This is a genomic window from Streptomyces laculatispora (genome assembly GCF_017353455.1).
GTDB lineage: Bacteria > Actinomycetota > Actinomycetes > Streptomycetales > Streptomycetaceae > Streptomyces > Streptomyces laculatispora.
Genome location: NZ_JAFMPZ010000640.1, coordinates 1 through 23,359 on the forward strand (window position 1 = coordinate 1; position 23,359 = coordinate 23,359).

General features: G+C 71.4%; 17 protein-coding genes. 12 read left to right on the top strand and 5 right to left on the bottom strand.

What is annotated here, in order from left to right; all coding sequences use genetic code 11:
* Positions 1-235: 235 nt before the first annotated feature.
* The gene (rpsT, locus tag J1C73_RS33415; RefSeq protein ID WP_207319643.1) at positions 236-502 is read right to left on the bottom strand and encodes a 30S ribosomal protein S20; all 267 of its coding nucleotides are present in this window, start codon (positions 500-502) and stop codon (positions 236-238) included.
* 225 nt (positions 503-727) lie between these two features.
* Here rpsT and lepA point away from each other — a divergent pair, with 225 nt between their 5' ends.
* The 4 genes from lepA (at position 728) to hemW (ending at position 8,243) form a co-directional block, all read left to right on the top strand.
* Positions 728-2,602, top strand: coding sequence for a translation elongation factor 4 (lepA, locus tag J1C73_RS33420; protein ID WP_207319644.1), 1,875 nt, complete (start codon positions 728-730; stop codon positions 2,600-2,602).
* A 263-nt stretch (positions 2,603-2,865) separates the two neighbouring features.
* Complete coding sequence (locus J1C73_RS33425; RefSeq protein WP_207319645.1) at positions 2,866-4,755, top strand: AMP-dependent synthetase/ligase; 1,890 nt, start codon at positions 2,866-2,868, stop codon at positions 4,753-4,755.
* Between the two features lie 248 nt (positions 4,756-5,003).
* Complete coding sequence (locus tag J1C73_RS33430) at positions 5,004-6,911, top strand: ATP-binding SpoIIE family protein phosphatase (protein ID WP_207319660.1); 1,908 nt, start codon at positions 5,004-5,006, stop codon at positions 6,909-6,911.
* Between the two features lie 90 nt (positions 6,912-7,001).
* Positions 7,002-8,243, top strand: coding sequence for a radical SAM family heme chaperone HemW (gene hemW, locus J1C73_RS33435; protein ID WP_123470907.1), 1,242 nt, complete (start codon positions 7,002-7,004; stop codon positions 8,241-8,243).
* Positions 8,244-8,261: 18 nt separating this feature from the next.
* On the opposite strand, the gene J1C73_RS33440 is transcribed toward hemW, so the two are convergent.
* The 3 genes from J1C73_RS33440 to J1C73_RS33450 form a co-directional block, all read right to left on the bottom strand.
* Positions 8,262-11,126: a type 1 periplasmic-binding domain-containing protein gene (locus J1C73_RS33440; RefSeq protein WP_207319646.1), complete on the bottom strand. Its 2,865-nt coding sequence runs from the start codon at positions 11,124-11,126 to the stop codon at positions 8,262-8,264.
* A 117-nt stretch (positions 11,127-11,243) separates the two neighbouring features.
* Entirely contained in the window at positions 11,244-12,062 is an 819-nt protein-coding gene (locus J1C73_RS33445) for a DUF3097 domain-containing protein (protein ID WP_123470903.1), read from the bottom strand.
* Between the two features lie 25 nt (positions 12,063-12,087).
* Complete coding sequence (locus tag J1C73_RS33450) at positions 12,088-12,810, bottom strand: MBL fold metallo-hydrolase (RefSeq protein ID WP_123470901.1); 723 nt, start codon at positions 12,808-12,810, stop codon at positions 12,088-12,090.
* Between the two features lie 186 nt (positions 12,811-12,996).
* Between J1C73_RS33450 and hrcA the strand changes: the two genes are divergently transcribed.
* Complete coding sequence (gene hrcA / locus J1C73_RS33455; RefSeq protein WP_073735980.1) at positions 12,997-14,013, top strand: heat-inducible transcriptional repressor HrcA; 1,017 nt, start codon at positions 12,997-12,999, stop codon at positions 14,011-14,013.
* Entirely contained in the window at positions 14,014-15,150 is a 1,137-nt protein-coding gene (gene dnaJ / locus J1C73_RS33460) for a molecular chaperone DnaJ (protein ID WP_123470898.1), read from the top strand.
* A gap of 193 nt (positions 15,151-15,343) precedes the next feature.
* Here dnaJ and J1C73_RS33465 read toward each other — a convergent pair whose 3' ends face one another.
* Positions 15,344-15,724 (bottom strand): DUF6281 family protein, encoded by a 381-nt coding sequence (locus J1C73_RS33465; protein WP_207319647.1) that lies wholly within the window; start codon positions 15,722-15,724, stop codon positions 15,344-15,346.
* 480 nt (positions 15,725-16,204) lie between these two features.
* Between J1C73_RS33465 and J1C73_RS33470 the strand changes: the two genes are divergently transcribed.
* From J1C73_RS33470 to J1C73_RS33495, 6 genes are all read left to right on the top strand, one after another.
* Positions 16,205-17,278, top strand: a complete 1,074-nt coding sequence (locus J1C73_RS33470; protein ID WP_207319648.1) for a nitronate monooxygenase — start codon at positions 16,205-16,207, stop codon at positions 17,276-17,278.
* Positions 17,275-18,021: a 16S rRNA (uracil(1498)-N(3))-methyltransferase gene (locus tag J1C73_RS33475; RefSeq protein WP_207319649.1), complete on the top strand. Its 747-nt coding sequence runs from the start codon at positions 17,275-17,277 to the stop codon at positions 18,019-18,021. Before J1C73_RS33470 ends, J1C73_RS33475 begins: the two co-directional genes overlap by 4 nt.
* A 133-nt stretch (positions 18,022-18,154) precedes the next feature.
* Positions 18,155-18,649, top strand: a complete 495-nt coding sequence (locus J1C73_RS33480; RefSeq protein WP_307797850.1) for a hypothetical protein — start codon at positions 18,155-18,157, stop codon at positions 18,647-18,649.
* Positions 18,650-18,728: 79 nt separating this feature from the next.
* Positions 18,729-21,962 (top strand): S41 family peptidase, encoded by a 3,234-nt coding sequence (locus J1C73_RS33485; protein ID WP_207319650.1) that lies wholly within the window; start codon positions 18,729-18,731, stop codon positions 21,960-21,962.
* A 110-nt stretch (positions 21,963-22,072) separates the two neighbouring features.
* On the top strand, positions 22,073-22,432 hold the full coding sequence (locus tag J1C73_RS33490) for a histidine triad nucleotide-binding protein (protein ID WP_123470889.1): 360 nt from the start codon (positions 22,073-22,075) through the stop codon (positions 22,430-22,432).
* 14 nt (positions 22,433-22,446) lie between these two features.
* Entirely contained in the window at positions 22,447-23,355 is a 909-nt protein-coding gene (locus tag J1C73_RS33495) for a ribonuclease Z (protein ID WP_207319651.1), read from the top strand.
* The last annotated feature ends 4 nt before the right edge of the window (positions 23,356-23,359 follow it).

The following is a 23,359-nucleotide window of genomic DNA, read 5'->3' on the forward strand; positions in this document are numbered from 1 at the left end:
CCTCAACCGCCGGACGGGCTTGAACCTGGGCTCAGAACGCTGCCCTGCCCCGCCGTGCGCGCATGACGAAGGCCCCTGTCGTAGCCCTGGGGAGGGCAATGACAGGGGCCTTCGGTCTGTGCTTGGTGCGCCGCACCCGCGTGGCGAACGCAGGTTCGGTGTGCGGCGCGGGGTGCCGGTCAGGAGCGGGAGAGAGGGCCCGCTGGTTCCGTTCCGGCGATCACATCGGGAATGCTCAGCCCTGGAGGGTGGCAACCTTGGTGGCCAGCGCCGACTTCTTGTTGGCGGCGGCGTTCTTGTGGATGACACCCTTCGAGACAGCCTTGTCGAGCGCACGGGAGGCGTCGCGGACGGCCAGGTTGGCCTTCTCGGCGTCGCCCGCAACGACGGCCTCGCGGGCCTTGCGGATTGCGGTCTTGAGCGACGACTTGACGGCCTTGTTGCGCAGGCGCGCCTTCTCGTTGGTCTTGTTCCGCTTGATCTGGGACTTGATGTTCGCCACGAAAGAGCCTTTTCAGGTTCGTTGGATCTTCGATGTGCGCCCTGCGGCCGGAAAGCCACGAGGCACAGCTGTCCACGGTAGCAGCCGCGCTCCGACCGGCCCAAACCGGTCTCCGCTCCGCAGGCGTGGGACGATGGGAGCTACGTACAGATCCGAGTACAGATCCGACCGACCCGACATCGACCCGAGACACGGCGTTCGGCGTCTCAAGAATCAGGACCCTGCGTGCCCGCGACTCCTCTCCACGTGCCCGAGCCGAGCCGTACCGACCCGGCGCTGATCCGCAATTTCTGCATCATCGCGCACATCGACCACGGCAAGTCGACCCTCGCCGACCGGATGCTCCAGCTGACCGGTGTGGTCGACCAGCGGCAGATGCGCGCTCAGTACCTCGACCGGATGGACATCGAGCGCGAGCGTGGCATCACCATCAAGTCCCAGGCGGTTCGGCTGCCCTGGGCGCCCACCGTCGGCGAGGACCAGGGCAGCACCCACATCCTCAACATGATCGACACCCCGGGGCACGTCGACTTCACCTACGAGGTCTCCCGGTCGCTCGCGGCCTGTGAGGGCACGGTCCTGCTGGTCGACGCCGCGCAGGGCATCGAGGCCCAGACCCTCGCCAACCTGTACCTGGCGATGGAGAACGACCTCACCATCGTCCCGGTGCTGAACAAGATCGACCTGCCGGCCGCCCAGCCCGAGAAGTTCTCCGAAGAGCTCGCCAACCTCATCGGCTGCCAGCCCGAGGACGTGCTCAAGGTCTCCGCGAAGACCGGTGTCGGCGTGGACGCGCTGCTGAACCGGGTGGTCAGGGACGTCCCGGCGCCCGTCGGCAAGGCCGATGCCCCGGCCCGCGCGATGATCTTCGACTCGGTCTACGACTCGTACCGCGGCGTCGTGACGTACGTCCGTGTCGTGGACGGCTCGCTGAACAAGCGCGAGCGCATCCGGATGATGTCCACGGGCGCCACCCACGAGCTGCTGGAGATCGGTGTCTCCTCCCCGGAGATGACCCCGTCCGACGGCATCGGAGTGGGTGAGGTCGGCTACATCATCACCGGTGTGAAGGACGTCCGGCAGTCCAAGGTCGGTGACACGATCACCTCCCTGAACAAGGGGGCGACCGAGGCGCTGGGCGGCTACAAGGACCCCAAGCCGATGGTGTTCTCGGGTCTGTACCCGCTGGACGGATCGGACTACCCGGACCTGCGCGAGGCCCTCGACAAGCTCCAGCTCAACGACGCCGCCCTGGTGTACGAGCCGGAGACCTCCGCAGCGCTCGGCTTCGGCTTCCGCGTCGGCTTCCTCGGCCTGCTCCACCTCGACGTGGTCCGCGAGCGGCTGGAGCGCGAGTTCGGCCTCGACCTCATCGCCACCGCGCCCAACGTGGTCTACCGGGTCGAGATGGAGGACGGCAGCGAGCACACCGTCACCAACCCGAGTGAATTCCCCGAGGGCAAGATCGACAAGGTGCACGAGCCGGTCGTCCGGGCCACGGTCCTGGCGCCCAGCGAGTTCATCGGCGCGATCATGGAGCTGTGCCAGCAGCGCCGCGGCACGCTCCTCGGCATGGACTACCTCTCCGAGGACCGGGTCGAGATCCGCTACACCCTGCCGCTCGCCGAGATCGTCTTCGACTTCTTCGACCAGCTGAAGTCCAAGACCCGCGGCTACGCCTCGCTCGACTACGAGCCCACCGGCGAGCAGTCCGCCGAGCTCGTCAAGGTCGACATCCTGCTGCACGGCGACAAGGTCGACGCGTTCTCCGCGGTGACGCACAAGGACAAGGCGTACGCGTACGGCGTCCGGCTCGTCGCCAAGCTGCAGAAGCTGATCCCGCGGCAGAACTTCGAGGTGCCGATCCAGGCGGCCATCGGTTCCCGGGTCATCGCCCGTGAGACCGTCCGCGCCATCCGCAAGGACGTCCTCGCCAAGTGCTACGGCGGTGACATCTCCCGTAAGCGGAAGCTGCTGGAGAAGCAGAAGGAAGGCAAGAAGCGGATGAAGATGGTCGGCAACGTGGAGGTGCCGCAGGACGCGTTCATCTCCGTGCTGTCGACGGACGAGTCCGCCGGGGAGAGCAAGGCCAAGAAGTAGTCCCGTCCCCCGCGTGCCGGACCTACTGATCGGTAGACCGAACGGGCCCCCGCATCGCAGAACGCTGCGGCGCGGGGGCCCGTTCGTTATGAAGCGGGGTCCGATTGCCCCTTACGCGCCGGACCTGGGCGCTCTACCCTGATCACGGCTTCGTAGTTACTCGCCAGTTAAACAAGCACTATCAAGCACACCAGACATACGCGGAGAGCAAGCCGCGAACCAGCAGCCGGTCGTGAAGCACTGCCGTAGGCCCGGAGGATGTCGTGAGCGACACACAGACCATGATCGAGAACCGTCCGCCGTCCGTGGCGACCCTCTTCATCGACCGGGTGGCCGCCACCCCGGACGCGGAGGCCTACCGCTACCCCGTCCCCGCGGCCGACAGCCGGGGCGCCGACGAGTGGAAGTCGCTCAGCTGGGCGCAGGCCGCCGAGCGGGTGTACGCCATCGGGGCCGGGCTGATCTCTCTGGGGGTGCAGCCGGAGGAGCGCATCGCGCTCGCCGCCAGTACCCGGGTCGAGTGGATCCTCGTCGACCTCGGCGTCATGTGCGCGGGCGCCGCGACCACCACGATCTACCCCTCGACCAACGCGGAGGAGTCGGCGTTCATCCTCTCCGACTCCGAGAGCCGGGTACTGATCGCCGAGGACGCCGGACAGCTGGCCAAGGCCCGTGAGCGCCGCGCCGAGCTGCCGAACCTCGCCCATGTCGTCGTCATCGACGCCGAGGGTGCCGGACCCGCCGAGGGCGACCCCGAGGGCTGGGTGCTCACGCTGGCCGACCTGGAGGCCCGGGGCGCCGAGCACCTGGTGAAGAACCCGGCCGCGATCACCGAGCGGGTCGACGCCATCACCCCCGAGCAGCTCGCGACCCTGATCTACACCTCGGGCACCACCGGCCGCCCCAAGGGCGTACGGCTGCCGCACGACAACTGGTCGTACATGGCCAAGGCCACCGTCTCCACCGGGCTGATCAGCGAGGACGACGTCCAGTACCTCTGGCTGCCGCTCGCGCACGTCTTCGGCAAGGTCCTCACCTCCGGCCAGATCGAGGTGGGCCACGTCACCGCCGTCGACGGCCGGGTCGACAAGATCATCGAGAACCTGCCGGTCGTCCAGCCGACGTACATGGCCGCCGTCCCCCGTATCTTCGAGAAGGTCTACAACGGCGTCGCGGCCAAGGCGCGCGCCGGCGGCGGGGCCAAGTACAAGATCTTCCAGTGGGCGGCAGAGGTCGCCCGTGAGTACGCGAAGGTCTCCCAGGACAATTTCCGGCGCACCGGCACCGCCTCCGTGCCCTTCGCGCTCGGCGCCAAGCACAAGGTCGCCGACGCCCTCGTCTTTGCGAAGATCCGGGAGGCCTTCGGCGGCCGGCTCCGTGCCTGCGTCTCCGGCTCCGCGGCCCTCGCACCCGACATCGGCTTCTTCTTCGCGGGCGCCGGGATCCACATCCTGGAGGGCTACGGCCTCACCGAGACCAGCGCCGCCTCCTTCGTCAACCCGGGCGAGGCGTACCGCACCGGCACGGTCGGCAAGCCGCTCCCCGGCACCGAGGTGAGGATCGCGGACGACGGCGAGATCATGCTGCGCGGCCCCGGTCTGATGCAGGGCTACCAGGGGCTGCCGGAGAAGACCGCCGAGGTGCTGGAGGCCGACGGCTGGTTCCACACCGGCGACATCGGCGAGCTGTCCGTGGACGGCTACCTGCGGATCACCGACCGCAAGAAGGACCTGATCAAGACCTCCGGCGGCAAGTACATCGCCCCGGCCGAGGTCGAGGGCCAGTTCAAGGCGGTGTGCCCGTTCGTCTCCAACATCCTGGTGCACGGCGCGGACCGTAACTTCTGCAGCGCGCTGATCGCCCTCGACGAGCCGACCATCCTCGGCTGGGCCGCCGAGAACGGCATGGAGGGCAAGTCGTACGCGGACGTCGTGGCCTCCCCGCGGACCGTCGAGCTCATCGACGGCTATGTGAAGACCCTCAACGAGGGGCTCCAGCGCTGGCAGACCATCAAGAAGTTCCGGCTGCTCCCGCGCGACCTCGACATCGAGCACGGCGAGGTGACGCCCAGCCTCAAGCTGAAGCGGCCGGTCGTCGAGCGCGCCTACAAGAACCTGATCGAGGACATGTACGCGGGCTCCCGCGAGGCGTGACGGCGGCCCGTCACCGGGCCCCGGCCGACCGGCCCCCGCGTTCCGGCGCGGGGGCCGGGACGTCGTTGCGCCGCGCGCCTCCCCCGCGCGCCCCCCGTCTGCTTCTCGGCTCACTTCTCCCCTCACTTCGGTAACTCGACGCGTATGGGCTGGGCCGATCTGTCACTCTGTCCCTGTCGTCAGCGGCGCAATAGCGAGAACAGGCAGAGCGAGAACAGGTCAGGAGCCGCCCTGTGGGGCCCATTCCCTTGCAGCGGGACATCGTGCAGCGTCCCGGAAGTAGTGCCGCGTCCACGGGTACCCAGCCGGCCGCCCGCACGAGCCTGCCCGGGAATCTGCTCGCGCCCGCAGCGGCCCGGCGGTTCGTCGCGGCCGCGCTCGCCGAGTGGAGCGGGCTCGGTCTGCCCGCGGCCGTGGGGTTCAGCGAGCGGCTGTCCGACGACGCGGCGGTGATCGTCAGTGAACTGGTCACCAACGCCGTCGTGCACGCCGGGACCCATGTCGAACTGCTCTTCCGGCTGGAGGAGGCGACCGAGGACGAGGTGTCGGCACTGGTGCTGGAGGTCTCCGACCACCATCCGGCCCGTGCCGTGCGCAGCGACGGCAGCGAGAACGGCGCCGGGCCCGACAGCGCGGCCGCCCCGGGGGAGCCCGCCGAGTACGGGCGCGGACTGGAGCTCGTCGCCACCCTCGCCGAACGCTGGGGCATCACCTACCGCACCGGCCTCAAGACCGTCTGGGCCCGGCTCCCCGTCGATGACTGGAACCCCTTCGCCGACGCCCGGGCGGAGCCCGGCTTCCAGCACGGGCTGCGGGCGGCCGAACTCCTTGCCCCCACCGCCCGGCGCGCCCTGCGGGACGACGCGGACTGGGCCGGGCGCGGCGCGCTCTCGTTCCTCGCCGAGGCCTCCGACCTGCTGGCCGGACAGCTCGACGAGGACATCGTGGCCGCGCTCGCCGGACAGTTACTGGTACCCAGGCTCGCCGACTGGTGCGCGATCTGGCTGGAGCCGGAGAGCGGCGGCCGCGCTGCCGTTCCGCGGCTCGCCAAGGTCTGGCACATCGACGAGACCCGTACGGACCCGTTGCGCGAGGTGCTGGAGGGGGACCCGCTCCGGCTCCCCGAGCGGGTCGGCACCGGACCCGTCTCGATTCCGTGGCCCGGCAGCACGGAGGACGCCGCCGCGCCGGACGGGAGCGACGGCGTCGCCCTCGCGTACCGGATCACCTCGGGCGGCCGCACCCTCGGCGCCGTACTCGTCGGCCGCGAGGGCATCGCCCGGGTGCCCGACGAGGTGACCGCCCTGATAGAGGACTTCGTACGCCGGGTCGGCCTCGCCGTGGGCGCGGCCCGCGCCTATACCCGGCAGGCCACCATCAGCCGCATCCTGCAGCGCGGACTGCTGCCCAGCAAGGTCGCCGACATACCGGGCGTCGCCAGCTCACTGGTGTACGAGCCCAGCGACGACGGAGTGGTGGGCGGTGACTTCTACGACATCTTCCCGTGCCCGAACGACCGCTGGTGCTTCGTCCTCGGCGACGTCCAGGGCAGCGGTCCCGAGGCCGCCGTCGTCACCGGCCTCGCCCGCCCCTGGCTGCGGCTGCTGGCCCGCGAGGGCTTCCAGGTCGGCGAGGTCCTGGTCCGGCTGAACCGGCTGCTCCTCGACGACGCGATGGAGGCCGCCGAGGCGGCCGCGCTGATGGTCGCCGCCGCGGGCGGCCAGCAGTCCGCGGAGAGCGGGCCCCGGTTCCTCTCCCTGCTGTACGGGGAGCTCGTGCCGCTGCCCGACGGCGGCGCGCGCTGCACCCTGGCCAGCGCGGGCCACCCGCTGCCGCTGCTGCTGCGCCCCGACGGCACGGTGCGGATCGCCGCCGAACCGCAGCTGCTGCTCGGTGTCGTCGACGACGCCACGTACGAGAGCCAGAGCTTCGACCTGGCTCCCGGCGACAGCCTGCTGTGCGTCACCGACGGGGTGACGGAGCGACGCTCCGGCCCGGTGATGTTCGACGACGGCGACGGCCTGGCGCAGGCGCTGGCCGACTGCACCGGGCTGACCGCCGAGGGGATCGCCGACCGCATCAACCAGGCGGTGCACGCCTTCGCCGAGCGCCCGCCGGACGACGATCTGGCGCTGCTGGTCCTCCAGGCCCTGTAAGGCCCGCAGCGCCTGCCCGGCGGATCGGGGGCGGGCAGGCGCGGTGGCCGGAGACCAGGGTGGCGTCCGGTTGCCGGGCGGCGCGCGACAATGGACGGTATGCCTTCCGTACTGCCCGATGGTGAGCCCGTGCCCGACGACGGGGCGCTGCCCCGCCATGCCCTGGAAGGCGCCGCCGGCCGGCCGCTCGGCTTCTACCTGCATGTGCCGTACTGCGCGACCCGCTGCGGCTACTGCGACTTCAACACCTACACCGCGACCGAGCTGCGCGGCTCCGGCGGGGCGCTGGCCTCCCGGGACAACTACGCCTCCCATCTGATCGGCGAGGTCCGCCAGGCCCGCAAGGTCCTGGGCGACGACCCCCGGCCGGTCCGCACGGTCTTCGTCGGCGGCGGTACGCCGACCCTGCTGGCCGCCGCCGATCTCGTCAGGATGCTGGCGGCGATCCGGGAGGAGTTCGGGCTCGCGGACGATGCGGAGATCACCACCGAGGCGAACCCGGAGTCGGTCGGCCCGGCGTACCTGGCCGAACTGCGCGAGGGCGGCTTCAACCGGATCTCCTTCGGGATGCAGAGCGCCCGGCAGCACGTACTGAAGATCCTCGACCGCACGCACACCCCCGGCCGGCCCGAGGCCTGTGTCGCCGAGGCGCGGGCGGCCGGTTTCGACCACGTCAACCTCGACCTGATCTACGGCACCCCGGGCGAGTCCGACGACGACTGGCGGGCCTCGCTGGACGCGGCGATCGGCGCCGGGCCCGACCATGTGTCCGCGTACGCCCTGATCGTCGAGGAGGGCACTCAGCTGGCCCGCCGGATCAAGCGCGGCGAGATCCCGATGACGGACGACGACGCGCACGCCGACCGCTATCTGATCGCGGACGAGGCGATGGCCGCGGCGGGCTTCTCCTGGTACGAGGTGTCGAACTGGTCCCGGACGCCCGAGGGCCGCTGCCTGCACAACGAGCTGTACTGGCGCGGCGCCGACTGGTGGGGCGCCGGACCCGGCGCGCACAGCCACGTCGGCGGCGTGCGCTGGTGGAACGTGAAGCACCCGGGGGCGTACGCGCAGGCGCTGGCCGAGGGGCGCTCGCCCGGGGCCGGACGCGAGATCCTCTCCGCGGAGGACCGCCGCGTCGAGCGCATCCTGCTGGAGCTGCGGCTCGCCGACGGCTGCCCGCTGTCCCTGCTCGCCCCGGCCGGGCTCACCGCTGCCCGGCGGGCCGTGGAGGACGGTCTGCTGGAGTCCGGGCCGTTCGGGGACGGCCGGGCCGTGCTGACCCTGCGGGGGCGGCTGCTGGCCGACGCGGTGGTGCGGGACCTGGTGGACTGAGGACGCGCCGGGGACGGCTCACCCCACCGGGCAGCCGACCGGGGTGATCTTGTGGCCCCCGGCCGGCCGGCCGCAGATGATCCTGCTGTGGATCCGGCCGTCCGGATACGTGATCTCGACGACGTCGAGACCGTGGCCGGCCTGGGCCTCGTACGGGATGAAGCCGCGGAACGTGATCGTGCCGGTGGGCATCGTCTGCAGGTTCACCGCATACAGGTTCGCCCACGTCTCGGCGGCGCTGTTCATCGTGTCGCCGTGGCTGGCGGCGTCGTACAGGGCGGCCGTCGCGCTGTAGGAGATGACCGACTGCCCGCTGGCGAACAGGCCGTCCTGGTAGGGCCTGGCGGCCGGCAGGCGCGGCAGGGTCCCGCCCGCGGGCAGCAGGCCCTCCAGGGTCCGGTGCGCCTGCGCGTAGAAGCCGTCGGCCCGGCCGCGGCCCATCGGGGCGAGCGCCGTGTGGTAGAGCGTGACGTCCTCGGCGAGATCCGTGCTGTCGTCGAACCGCGCCTTGGTCAGGTCGTCGCCGGTGAAGACCGTGATGGGCTTCCCCGCGCAGCCCTGGGAGAGCCGGCCCATCAGATTGTTGACGTCCTCGACCCGGCCGGCGAAGTACAGGGCGTCCGGTGCCGGGTCCGCGTCGCAGATCTTCTGGACCGGCTTGTCGAGGTCGGCGCTGTTGTGGTGGCCCAGGCCGTACGTCTCCAGCGGGGCCACCTCGAACCCGGCCTTCTTCAGCATCGTGCGCCCCACCTTGCGCTGCTCCTGCGTGTAGCGGTCCTTGTCGTTGTTGACCAGCCTGCGGGAGAGCACGAGGGCCCGCGGATGCGGGGACTTCCCGGCCACCTGCCCGGCCACCAGGCCCAGCGCGTCCGCCTGCTCCTCGTCGGTCGCGGCGATGCCGAAGTAGTTCGAGTAGCCCTTCGCCAGATAGCCGCCGGAGTTGGTCGTGTCCACCACCGGGAGACCGGCCTCCTGAAGCAGCTCGGTGGCCCGGGGACTGTCCGTGGTGTCGCGCCCGAGCCCGACCACCCCGACGACCCTGCGGTCCTTCCTCGCCACCTCGATGATCTTCTTCACCGCCGGGATCTGCTGGAGCATGTCCTGCCCGCCGTTGGCGGTCAGCACCTTGAGCTTGACGGAGAAGTCCAGCTTGTTGGTGTGGTGCTGGTACAGGTACACACCCGTCAGCTCCTCCAGGGCCTTGCGGGTGCCCTCCGGGGACGTGGCGGTGAACGGGCCCGCGTAGATGACGGTGACGTAATCGTCCCCGGGCATGATGGCGGCGTTCTCCTCCTCCACGGCCCGCTCGATCCGGTCGAAGGTGACGCCCTTGCCGGAGCCGTTCAGCGACAGGTCGTTGCCCGAGGCGAAACGCACCTGTGTGGTCGTCGACACACCTATGCACTCCTTCGGCCCGCCGCCCGGGCCGGAGAGCTTCACCGAGTCCGTGTTCACGTCGGTGAGCGGACCGTGGCAGTACCGGTTCGCCAGCTGACTGCTCACCAGGAAGGTCGCCAGCAGGGCGCCGACCAGGAGGAGCGCCACGGTCGTACGCGACATCACCCACCAGACCCACGTCCTGCGCACGCGCGTCGTGACCAGCTGCGCGTGCCCGTGCTCATGGGTCAGCTGCTCGGTCGAGAGCGGCAGCCGCAGCACCCAGGCGAGCGTGGCGGCGGCCGCCGGGGACTGGCCGATGCTGAGATGGCTGATCCAGTTGTCGTAACGGGCCCGCGCCGCACCGGTGTGCATGGGCAGCGGTTCCGCGGGCAGCGGCGGGGTGTGCCGCAGTATCTCGGCCGCCGGCAGCGAGGCCAGGAGCAGCAGCGGATCCACCTCGCTGCGCCGGGAGCGGACGTTGTTGAGGGCGTTGATCAGCTGGATGCCGCCGTTGCTCTGACAGGCGGTGGGAAGGAACACCACCGGCGGCACGACGCGCTTGCCGCGCCGCCAGTCCAGCGCGTGGGGACGGTAGTTGTCCCGCAGGTCCTCCAGCAGTGCCTGGACCCGCAGCTCCAGATGGAACTGGCGGGACTGCTCGTCGCCCGCCGCCGCGTCGGCCACCCGCCCGGCGACCACCGCGGCCCGGACCCGGATGACCCGCCACGACCCGCTGGGCGAGAAGCGGGACCAGCCGTCGGACGGGTATCCGGTACTGGCCGCGGCCAGCGAGGAGGTGGTGGCGAACCACCTGCTGGCCCGCCGCAGCCACAGCAGCGGCGGCGCCGACGTCGTCACCAGCCGGACGACGGCCAGACCCAGCACCGCGCCCACGGCCACCAGGGCGGTGGGCACCCAGCCGATCTCGCCGAGCAGCACACCGAGCACCGCGATGACGACGGCCCCGAGGAACGTCTCGGGCCGCACCGACTCCCTGAACGCGCCCAGCCAGTTCCGCGGGCCCCGTCGGCTGACCCGCCAGCGCAGCGTGCTCAGCTGCTCCAGGATCCGGTCGTCGCGGTCGCCGGGGGAGCCGCCGTGGTCCGGCTCCCCGACCACGGCGGCGGTGGCCTGCTCGATGGCGCCGAGCAGCCGCGAGCGGGGAAAGGAGAAGGGCTTGTACTGCGAGCCGCTCCGGATCTCCCACGGCTTCTCGGTCAGTGTGCGGACCATGTCGAGCGCCGCGTCGTACGGCGTCGCGCCACGGCCGTCGAGCAGCTTCAGCGGCACGCGGCGCAGCTGATTGGCGTGGTGGATCTGGCGCACGATCTGCTCGACCCTGGCGTCCACGGCGGACGGGACGTCGGCGTCGGCGGCCTGGAGGACCACCAGCGGCATCACCGGCCGGTTGTCCCGGTACCGGTCGATGAGCTGCTGCACGAAGTGGAAGACGGCCGAGGCCGCCTCGTTGTCCGCACTGTCCCGCCACACTTCGCGCGCCATCGCCCCGTGCCTTCCCTCGCGAAAAGAGACCAGGCACCACTCAATAACCGATGATGCGTGCGGGGCGCAGGTCATTGTAGGGATCGGCCCCGGATTGGCGGGAAGACCCGCCGGACATCAGGCGGGAAGCGTGACGAAGTCAATCAATTCCTCTACCCGGCCCAGGAGTTCGGGCTCCAGGTCCCGGTAGGAGCGGACCGAGGACAGAATCCGCTGCCAGGCCGCCCCGGTGTTCTCCGGCCACCCCAGCGAACGGCACACGCCGGTCTTCCAGTCCTGGCCGCGCGGCACCACCGGCCAGCCGCCGATTCCCACGGACGACGGCTTCACCGCCTCCCACACGTCGATGTACGGATGGCCGACCACCAGGACGTTCCCGTCCGAGATCCGGGCCGCGATGCGGGACTCCTTGGAACCCGGCACCAGATGGTCGACCAGCACGCCGAGACGCGCGTCCGGGCCCGGGGAGAACTCGCGCACGATCGCCGGGAGGTCGTCGATGCCCTCCAGGTACTCGACGACCACTCCCTCGATCCGGAGGTCGTCGCCCCAGACCCGCTCGACCAGCTCCGCGTCGTGCCGGCCCTCCACGTATATCCGCCCGGCCCGCGCCACCCGCGCCCGCGCCCCGGGTACCGCCACCGAGCCGGAGGCCGTACGGGCGGGCCGGACAGGACCCCCGGCCGACGGCCGCACGAGCGTGACCACCCGGCCCTCCAGCAGGAAGCCGCGCGGCTCCATGGGGAAGACCCGGTGCTTGCCGAACCGGTCCTCCAGGGTCACCGTCGGACCTGCGGCCGTCTTCTCGCAGCGGATCACCGCACCGCAGAAGCCGGTGGCGACCTCCTCCACGACCAGATCCGGATCGGCGGGCACCTCGGGGGCGGGGGCGGACTTCTTCCACGGCGGGGTCAGGTCCGGCTGATAGCTGCGCATCGGACGACGATAGGACGGGACGGCCTCACGACACGCCGAACCGGGCCGCCAATGCGTCGCGCTGCGCCCGGACGAAAGCCGCGTCCACCACCGCTCCGTGCCCCGGTACGTACAGCGCGTCCTCACCGCCCAGCGCCAGCAGCCGGTCCAGCGCGGCCGGCCAGCGCGAGACGACCGCGTCCGAGCCGGCCTGCGGCTCACCGGACTCCTCGACCAGGTCGCCGCAGAGGACGACCGCGGGCGAGCCGGGCACCAGCGCCGCCAGATCGTGGCCGCTGTGCCCCGGACCCACGTCGGCCAGCAGTACCTCACGGCCGCCGCCCAGGTCGATCGTCCACTCCCCGCAGACCTGGTGGTGCGGGGCCACCAGCACGTCCACGGCCTCCGCCGCGTCCTGTTCGGACACTCCGTGCGCCACCGCGGAGCGGTGGAGGTCGCCGGCCCCGGCCCTCAGCAGATCCGTCAGGCCGGACGCCCCGTAGACCCGGGCCCCGGCGAAGGCCGCCGTGCCCAGCACATGGTCGAAGTGCGGATGGCTCAGTGCGATATGCGTCACCCTCCGGCCGAGCAGCCGCTCGGCCCGGGTCCGCAGCTCGACGCCCTCCCGGAGTGTCGAACCCGTGTCGAAGAGAAGGGCCCCGTCCGCTCCGACCACCAGTGCGACCGTCGCGTCCCAGCGGGGCAGCCGCCGCCGGCCCACTCCGTCACCCAACCGCTCCCAGCCGAACTCTTCCCAAGTGGCGTCCATACCGCGACGCTATCGGCAACGACCTGCACGGTCTCGCGGTAGCGTGGCCGGTCGCCCTTGCTAGGGGCCCACTCGGTCGCCGTACACTGACCGGGGGGATTGCTGGCACTCGAACGGACAGAGTGCCAGGAGAAGTCCCGGGAACGACCCGAGATCGACCGAGGTAGACAGCTGGAGGTGTGCGCGATGCTCAGCGAACGCAGACTCGAAGTGCTGCGCGCCATCGTCCAGGACTATGTCGGCACCGAGGAGCCCGTCGGCTCCAAGGCGCTCACGGAGCGGCACAAGCTGGGGGTCTCCCCGGCCACCGTCCGCAACGACATGGCGGTGCTGGAGGACGAGGGCTTCATCGCCCAGCCCCACACCAGTGCGGGACGCATCCCTACGGACAAGGGCTACCGGCTCTTCGTCGACCGGCTCGCGGGCGTCAAGCCCCTGTCGTCGCCGGAGCGCCGGGCCATTCAGAATTTCCTCGACGGCGCGGTCGACCTCGACGATGTCGTGGGACGTACCGTACGGCTGCTCGCGCAGCTGACCCGGCAGGTCGCCGTCGTGCAGTACCCCTCGCTGACCCGCTCGACGGTGCGGCACGTGGAACTGCTCCTGCTGGCCCCCGCCCGGCTGATGCTCGTGCTGATCACGGACACCGGCCGGGTCGAACAGCGGCTGGTCGACTGCCAGACGCCGTTCGGTGAGACCTCTCTCGCCGATCTGCGGGCCCGGCTCAACAGCCGGGTGGTGGGACGCCGTTTCGCGGACGTCCCGCAACTGGTGCAGGATCTGCCGGAATCCTTCGAGAGCGAGGACCGGGCAACCGTGTCCACCGTGCTCTCGATCCTGCTCGAAACCCTCGTCGAGGAGACGGAGGAGCGGCTGATGATCGGCGGCACCTCCAACCTCACCCGCTTCGGGCACGACTTCCCCGTGATGATCCGGCCGGTGCTGGAGGCATTGGAGGAGCAGGTCGTGCTGCTGAAGCTGCTCGGCGAGGCCAAGGACTCGGGCATGACCGTACGAATCGGGCACGAGAACGCCCATGAGGGCCTCAACTCCACGTCCGTCGTCGCGGTCGGCTACGGTTCGGGCGACGAGGCAGTCGCCAAACTCGGCGTGGTCGGACCGACCCGCATGGACTACCCCGGAACGATGGGAGCGGTACGCGCAGTGGCACGTTACGTCGGACAGATCCTGGCGGAGTCGTAAGTGGCCACGGACTACTACGCCGTACTCGGCGTGCGCCGCGACGCTTCGCAGGACGAGATCAAGAAGGCCTTCCGGCGGCTCGCACGCGAGCTGCACCCGGATGTGAACCCCGACCCGAAGACCCAGGAGCGGTTCAAGGAGATCAACGCCGCTTACGAGGTGTTGTCGGACGCGCAGAAGAAGCAGGTCTACGACCTCGGAGGCGACCCGCTGTCCGCCTCCGGCGGAGGTGGCGCGGGCGGATTCGGACAGGGTGGCTTCGGCAACTTCTCCGACATCATGGACGCGTTCTTCGGCACGGCGTCGCAGCGCGGACCCCGTTCGCGCACCCGGCGCGGCCAGGACGCCATGATCCGGCTGGAGATCGACCTCTCGGAGGCGGCCTTCGGCACGACCAAGGACATCCAGGTCGACACGGCCGTCGTCTGTGCGACCTGCAGCGGTGAGGGCGCCGCACCCGGCACCTCGGCCCAGACCTGTGACATGTGCCGCGGCCGCGGCGAGGTCTCCCAGGTCACCCGGTCGTTCCTCGGCCAGGTCATGACCTCACGGCCCTGCCCGCAGTGCCAGGGCTTCGGCACGGTCGTGCCGACCCCCTGCCCGGAGTGCGCCGGCGACGGCCGCATCCGCTCGCGGCGCACCCTCACCGTGAAGATCCCCGCAGGTGTCGACAACGGCACCCGCATCCAGCTCGCGGGCGAGGGCGAGGTCGGCCCCGGCGGCGGCCCGGCCGGCGATCTCTACGTCGAGATCCACGAGCTGCCGCACGCGGTGTTCCAGCGGCGCGGCGACGATCTGCACTGCACGGTCACCATCCCCATGACGGCGGCGGCCATCGGCACCAAGGTGCCGCTGGAGACGCTCGACGGCTTGGAGGAGGTGGACATCAGGCCGGGCACCCAGTCCGGTCAGTCCGTCCCGCTGCACGGGCGCGGCATCACTCATCTGCGGGGCGGCGGACGAGGCGACCTGATCGTGCACGTCGAGGTGATGACCCCGACGAAGATGGACCCCGAACAGGAACGCCTCCTGCGGGAGCTGGCGAAACTGCGCGGCGAGGAACGGCCCACCGGCCAGTTCCAGCCCGGGCAGCAGGGCCTGTTCTCGCGCCTGAAGGACGCGTTCAACGGCCGCTAGTGCCGCCGCAAGGCGGCCGGAAGTCCTGGTAGCTCCGCTACCAGGACTTCCGGCCAACACGGCGAGCGTGCGTGCTGGGCGGTGCGACGGCGCAAGGCTTGCCGGGAGGGGCGCTGGTGGACTGTCGCTGCTTGTTTCCGGTGTTTCTGGCCGGTGTCCGAAGGGGGACGGGTGTCGTCCTCCGCACCCGGCGTCAAGAGCCGTGGATCAGCTTCCTGACCTCGGGAGGGAGTTCCTTGCCTGATTCGGCCGCCACGAAGAGGACATCGTCGGACGCGTCCTGCACCCAGATGGCGATGGCGGGGTCCACCCCCTCGACCGCGTAGGCGGTCGTCGTCGGCTCCGTCCGGCCGTCTTCATCGTCGTTCGGAGTGTCGTCGCACGGCGCACGGGTGGCGACGCCGAGCTTCTCCCAGGTGGTGATCTTCGCGCTGTGTGTGCCCGAGTATGTGCGGTTCTGGTACGTGACGTCGTTCGCGCAGGACGCCGCCGACTCCCCGCCGTCACTGTCACTGGACGTAGTGCAGGAGGCGGACAGGGTGACGAGGGCTGCCGCCAGTAGGAGCGTGCGCACGGGGCCGCTCCTGTGGCTCGGGAGTACCGGTTTCATCGGGATGCGTCCTCCTGGAGTTGCCGCTCCGGCTCAGTGGATGCTGCGGAGGCCGAGGACGTCACCCTTGCCGAGAGTCCTGGCCCTGGTCGAGCATCGGATCGAGTTCTCGTACATGGTGAGATTGTCGTGCGCCCCGCCACCAAATGCCTCCCACTGGAGGGGAGTTGGGCATACCCAGGCGATGGTAGTCACAAATTCTTCACATAAATCTCCGCCTCGTTCATTCCGGCCGAATATCTGCAGAAATGGCCGGAACGGGCCGAATCGAGAGAAGTCTGGTGGATGAGCATCCCGCCCGGGGCGTTCGCCGGGGTCGTTGACGTGCCGCTGCTCCAACAGGGTGGTGCCGAGTAGACGCCCAGCCCCCCGTACGGCATTGCGGACATAACGCGTCCACGGGGTGCGCATCACGGGACAGGAGGGACATGACACGATGCCGTCATGCCATCCGCGTTGACCGATCTCTGCCGGTATCCGATCGTGCAGGCCCCGATGGCGGGCGGAGTCTCCTGCCCGCAGCTCGTCGCCGCCGTGGCCGAGGCCGGCGGGCTCGGCTTCCTGGCCGCCGGGTACAAGACCGCGGACGGCATGTACAACGACATCAAGCAGGTCCGCGGACTGACCGGCCAGCCCTTCGGCGTCAACCTCTTCATGCCGCAGCCCAACCTCGCCGACCCGAGCGCCGTCGAGGTGTACCGGCACCAGCTCGCCGGCGAGGCCGCCTGGTACGAGACCCCGCTCGGTGAAACCGACTCCGGCGGCGACGACGGCTACGAGGCCAAGCTCGCCATCCTGCTGGAGGACCCGGTCCCGGCTGTCTCCTTCACCTTCGGCTGCCCGGCCCGCGACACCCTCGACGCGTTCGCCGCGGTGGGCACGTACACCGTCGTGACGGTCACCACGCCCGAGGAGGCCCAGGCCGCGCAGTGGGCGGGCGCCGACGCGGTCTGCGCCCAGGGCGTCGAGGCGGGCGGCCACCAGTCCACCCACCGCGACGACCCGCAGGCCGACGGCGTCGGGACCGGGCTGCTCAGCCTGGTGGCCCAGGTGCGCGAGACCGTGCAGATCCCGGTCATCGCCGCCGGCGGGCTGATGCGCGGCTCCCAGATCGCCGCGGTGCTCGCGGCGGGGGCCGATGCCGCGCAGCTCGGCACCGCCTTCCTGATCTGCCCCGAGTCCGGCGCCCATCTGCTGCACAAGCAGGCCCTGACCAACCCGCTGTTCGTCCGCACCACCCTGACCCGGGCCTTCTCCGGGCGCCCGGCCCGCGGCCTGGTCAACCGCTTCGTGCGCGAGCACGGACCGTACGCCCCCGCCGCCTACCCGCAGGTCCACCAGCTGACCGCCCCGTTGCGCAAGGCGGCGGCCAAGGCCGGGGACGCACAGGGCATGGCGCTGTGGGCGGGCCAGGGGCACCGGATGGCACGCGAGCTGACGGCCGGCCGGCTCGTCGCGCTGCTCGCCGAGGAACTGGACGCCGCACGTGCGGCAGTGAGCACAAGGAGCACGCAATGACGGCCCCCGTCTTCGTCGTCGAACAGATGCCTGAGGGACCCGGGTTCGTCCTGGAGGGGCCGGAGGGGCGGCACGCCGTCTCGGTGAAACGCCTGCGCGCCGGTGAGGACGTCGTCCTGACGGACGGCCGGGGCCACTGGGCGCAGGGCGTGGTGCTGGCCGCCGAGGGCAAGGACCGGCTGGTGCTCACCGGTCTGGATCCCGTCCACGAGGAACCCCGGCCCGACATCCGCATCACCGTCGTCCAGGCCCTGCCCAAGGGCGACCGCGGCGAGCTCGCCGTCGAGACGATGACGGAGACCGGCATCGACGCGATCGTGCCGTGGCAGGCCGGGCGCTGCATCACCCAGTGGAAGGGCGACCGGGGCCTCAAGGCCCTGGCGAAATGGCGCGGCACGGCCCGCGAGGCCGGCAAGCAGTCGCGCCGGGTGCGGTTCCCGGAGGTGGCGGACGCGATGACGACCAAGCAGGTCGCCGCGCTTGTGGCCACAGCCGACTTCGCGGCCGTACTGCACGAGGACCGCGAGTACGCCAGCGAGCCGCTGGCCACCGTCGCCCTGCCCAAAACGGGCGAGATCGTGTTGATCGTCGGTCCGGAGGGCGGCGTCTCGCCCGACGAGCTGGCCGCGTTCGCCGCCGCCGGCGCCCGGACCTGCCGGCTCGGACGGACCGTGCTGCGCACCTCGACGGCGGGCACGGCGGCAACGGCCCTGCTGCTGGGCCGCACCGGCCGCTGGTCATGAATCGGGCCGTTTCCCGGAACCTTGGCCGGTTCTGGCCGCAAGCGGTCTACCGCACCGTCAGGAGCGGTGGGAAGCTGCCCGTATGGGGACATCAAGGGCATGGTGCAATCGAAGGATCCGTCGCTTTCCGGCCGTGATCTGCCTGGCGGGCACGGTCGTCGCCGGACTGGCGGCCTGCGACCCGGTCAACGGCCTGAACTCCGCGTCCATCGCAGTGACGACCGACCAGACCGCCACCCGCGCGCTGGAGCACGAAGGGGTGGACGTGCAGTGGCTGAGCTGCACCGCACGGACCGGCGGGGGCGCGAGCGCCGCCTCCCGGGCCGGTTCGTCCACCGCCGCCACCAGCCGGGTCGCCGACGTCGACTGCAACGGACGCACCAAGGACGGCAAGGACATCAGTCTCGAAGGCAAGGTCGACCGCGAGGTCGAGGGCCGTTGCGTCAGCGGTGACATGACCGCGAAGGCGGGCGGGAAGACCGTGTTCCGGGCCACGATGCTCGGCAACTGCGACGCCGCGCCCCCGGCCTCCGCGCCGCCCCGGCCCCCGGCGGGCAGCAGCGGGGGAGGCGCCGGGCCGACCGCGACCGTCACGGTCACCGTGACCGCGTACCCCCAGGGCAAGTGAGCGTGCCGGGCACCGGCCCTACGTCGGACTCCGGCCAACTCCGTTTCCTCGGGCACGACCTCGGCCTAGGGTGATCGATGTGACGCAGCCTTCCTACCTCCGGTATCCCCATGTCCAGGGCGACCTGATCGCCTTCACCGCCGAGGACGATGTCTGGCTGGCGCCGCTCGACGGCGGCCGAGCCTGGCGAGTCAGCGCGGACAACCGCCCCGTCACCCAGCCGCGGATATCTCCTGACGGCACCCTCGTCGCCTGGACGTCCACCCGGGACGGGGTGCCCGAGGTGCACCTGGCCCCCGTCGACGGCGGGCCCTCCAAGCGGCTGACCTACTGGGGCGACGCGCAGACAGCCGTGCACGGCTGGACCCCCGAGGGCGATGTGCTGGTGATCAGCACCCAGGGACAGGTCTCGCTGCGCCGCACCTGGGCCCGCGCCGTACCGGTCGACGGGGGCCCCGCACGGACCCTGCCGTACGGGCCGGTCGGCTCCCTCGCGTACGGGCCCGGCGGACGGATCCTGCTGCTCTCGGCCACCATGGGACGCGAGGCCGCCAAGTGGAAGCGCTACCGGGGCGGCACGGCCGGCAAGCTCTGGATCGCCGCCGAGGAGACACCCGGCGACGGGACTCCGCAGGAGTTCGTACGGGTCAACGAGGAGCTCGACGGCAACATCGAGTGCCCTATGTGGGTGGGCGGGCGCATCGCCTTCCTCTCCGACCACGAAGGCGTCGGAGCGCTCTACTCCTCCCTCCCCGACGGCACCGGTCTGCGCCGGCACACCGGCATCGAGGGCTTCTACGCCCGGCACGCCGCCACCGACGGCACCCGGGTCGCCTACGTCAGTGCGGGAGAGCTCTGGCTCCTCGACGGACTGGAGGGCGACGAGCCCCGCCGCCTCGACATCCGGCTCGGCGGCCAGCGCGCCGACCTCCAGCCGCACCCCGTGCACGCCGGCAGCCACTTGAGCGCCGCGTCCCCGGACCGCACCGGCCGCGGCAGCGCGGTCGGGTCCCGCGGAGCCGTCCACTGGGTCACCCACCGCGAGGGCCCGGCCCGCGCACTCGCCGTCGAACCCGGCGTACGGGCCAGGCTGCCCCGCACCTTCCAGGCCGACGGCGACCAGCACGTCGTCTGGGTCACCGACGCCGAGGGCGACGACGCGCTGGAGTGCGCGCCCGCCACCGGCACCTCACCCGGCGCCGTACCGCGCCGGCTCGCCGCGGGCCGGCTCGGCCGGGTCCTCGACCTGGCCCCCGCCCCCGACGGCAGCCGGTTCGCCGTCGCCGCCCACGACGGACGCGTACTGATCGTCGAACGGGAGAGCGGCGAGGTCCACGAGGTGGACCGCAGCGAGCACGGCGACGCCTCCGGGCTCGTCTTCTCACCCGACTCCTCCTGGCTCGCCTGGTCGCACCCCGGCCCCGAACCGCTGAGCCAGCTCAAGCTCGCCCACCTCGCCGACCTGACCGTCGCCGAGGCCACCCCGCTGCGGTTCCGGGACTTCGCACCCGCCTTCACCGCCGACGGAAAGCACCTGGCCTTCCTCTCCGAGCGGGCCTTCGACCCGGTCTACGACTCACACGTCTTCGACCTGGCCTTCATCGGCGTCTGCCGGCCGCACCTGCTGACGCTTGCCGCGACCACCCCCTCCCCGTTCGGGCCGCAGCTCCACGGCCGCCCGACCGAGCGGGAGAAGAGCGGCGAGGGCGACGACAACCCGACCGCGCTCCCGGTCACCCGCATCGACCTGGACGGCCTCGCCGACCGGATCGTGCCGCTGCCCGTCGAGGCCGCCAGCTACTCCTCGCTCCGGACCGCGAAGGACGGGCTGCTCTGGCTGCGCCACCCGGTCACCGGAGTCCTCGGCACGAGCGGCGCCACGCCCGACGCCCGCCGCCCCGAGACCGTGCTGGAGCGGTACGACCTGGAGAAGCTGCGCTGCGAGGAACTCGCTTCGGACATCGGCCGGTTCGCGGTCAGCGGCGACGGCAAGCGGCTGGTGCTGCACAGCCACGGCAAACTGCGCGTCGTACCGTCCGACAGCCGTGTCCCGGCGGGCTCCGACGAGGACCACGACGGCGAGGGCAGTATCACCGTCGACCTCTCCCGGATCCGCCGCACCCTGGACCCGGCCGCCGAATGGCGGCAGATGTACGACGAGGCCGGCCGCATCATGCGGGACAACTTCTGGCGCCCCGACATGGGCGGCGTCGACTGGACCGGTGTCCTGGACCGCTACCGGCCGGTGCTGGAACGCGTCGCCACCCACGACGACCTCATGGACCTGCTGTGGGAGGTACAGGGCGAACTCGGCACCTCGCACGCCTATGTGAGGCCGACCGGCGGATGGCACGAGGACTCGGCCCGTCAGGGGCTGCTCGGCGCCGACATCTCCCGCGCGGACGACGGGAGCTGGCGCATCGACCGCATCCTGCCGTCCGAGACCTCCGACCCCGCGGCCCGCGCACCGCTCGCCGCACCCGGCGTCGCCGTCCGCGCGGGGGACGCGATCCTGGCCGTCGACGGCCACCCCGTCGACCACGTCACCGGCCCCGGACCGCTGCTCACCGGCTCGGCCGGCCACCCGGTCGAGCTGACCGTCTCACCGGCCGACGGCGGAGACCCGCGCCATGTCGTCGTCGTACCGATCGCCGACGAGGAGGCGCTGCGCTACCACGCGTGGGTCGCCGACCGGCGCCGTTACGTCCACGAGCACTCCGGCGGACGCCTCGGCTATGTCCACATCCCCGACATGGCCGGGCCGGGCTGGGCCCAGATCCACCGCGACCTGCGCACCGAGGTCGCCCGCGAGGGGCTGGTGGTGGACGTACGGGAGAACCGCGGCGGCCACACCTCGCAGCTGATCGTCGAGAAGCTGGCCCGCCGCATCGTCGGCTGGGACCTGCCCCGCGGCAGCCGGCCCCAGAGCTACCCGGGCGATGCGCCGCGCGGTCCGGTCGTCGCCGTGGCGGACGAGTTCTCCGGTTCGGACGGCGACGTCGTGAACGCGGCGATCAAGCTGCTGGGCATCGGCCCGGTGGTCGGTACCCGCACCTGGGGCGGTGTGGTGGGCATCGACAGCCGGTACCGGCTGGTGGACGGCACGCTGGTCACCCAGCCGAAGTACGCCTTCTGGATGGAGGAGTACGGCTGGGGCGTCGAGAACCACGGCGTCGATCCGGACGTCGAGGTCGTCATGACGCCGCAGGACCGTGCGGCGGGGCGGGATCCGCAGCTGGACGAGGCCATCCGGATCGCGCTGGAGTCGCTGACCCGGACCCCGGCGAAGACGGCCCCGCCCCTGCCGCAGTGACGTGCGCGGGGCCCGGGGCGCCGCCCCGGGCCCCGCGCACACGGGCGGGGCCGGGTGCGGGCCCAGGCTAGGCTGCCCCGTAACGGATCACCGAGACTGAGGAGCACCCCATGGCAGGAGAACCGCAGCCCGACTGCCTGTTCTGCAAGATCGTCTCGGGTGAGATCCCGGCCACCATCATCCGGGAGACCGACACCACCGTCGCCTTCCGCGACATCAACCCCCAGGCCCCCACCCACGTGCTCGTCATCCCGCGCCTCCACCACCCGGACGCCGCGTCCCTCGCCGCCGCGGAACCGCAGGTCCTCGCCGACATCGTGCGCGAGACCGGAGAGGTCGCCGCCGACGAGAAGATCACCGGCACCGGCTACCGGGTCGTGTTCAACACCGGCGCCGGCGCCGGGCAGACCGTCTTCCACGCGCACGCGCACGTCCTGGGCGGCCGCGGCCTCCAGTGGCCGCCCGGCTAGGGCGGCCGCACACCATGTCGTCACGTGAACTCGTCGTCCTCGGCACCGCCAGCCAGGTCCCGACCCGGCACCGCAACCACAACGGCTACCTGCTGCGCTGGGACGGCGAGGGCATCCTCTTCGACCCCGGCGAGGGCACCCAGCGCCAGATGCTGCGGGCCGGCGTCGCCGCGCACGACATCAACCGGATCTGCGTCACGCACTTCCACGGCGACCACTCGCTCGGCCTGGCCGGGGTGATCCAGCGGATCAACCTCGACCAGGTCCCGCACCCCGTCGCCGCGCACTACCCGGCGAGCGGACAGCACTTCTTCGACCGGCTGCGGTACGCGACCGCCTACCGCGAGTCCGTCGAGCTGACCGAGGCCCCGGTCGCCGCCGACGGGCCGCTGGCCACCACGGACACGTACACGCTCAGCGCCCACAAGCTCTCGCACCCCGTCGAGTCGTACGGCTACCGCCTCGTCGAACCCGACGGGCGCCGCATGCTGCCCGCCAGGCTCGCCGAGCACTCCATCGCGGGACCCGACATCGGCCGGATGCAGCGCGAGGGCGCGATCGGCGGTGTCACGCTCGACGACGTCTCCGAGCACAGGCGCGGACAGCGGTTCGCGTTCATCATGGACACCAGGCTCTGCGACGGCGTGCCCGCGCTCGCCGAGGGATGCGACATGCTGGTCATCGAGTCGACCTTCCTCGACGAGGACGTACGGCTGGCCACCGAGCACGGCCATCTGACCGCCGGACAAGCGGCCCGGGTGGCGCGGGAAGCGGGCGTACGGCATCTCGTGCTCACGCACTTCTCGCAGCGCTACCCGGACCCCGGGGCCTTCGAGACCCAGGCGCGGGCCGCCGGGTTCGAGGGCGAACTGACCGTAGCCCAGGACCTGATCAGAGTCCCGGTACCCACTCGTCACCAGTAACAGC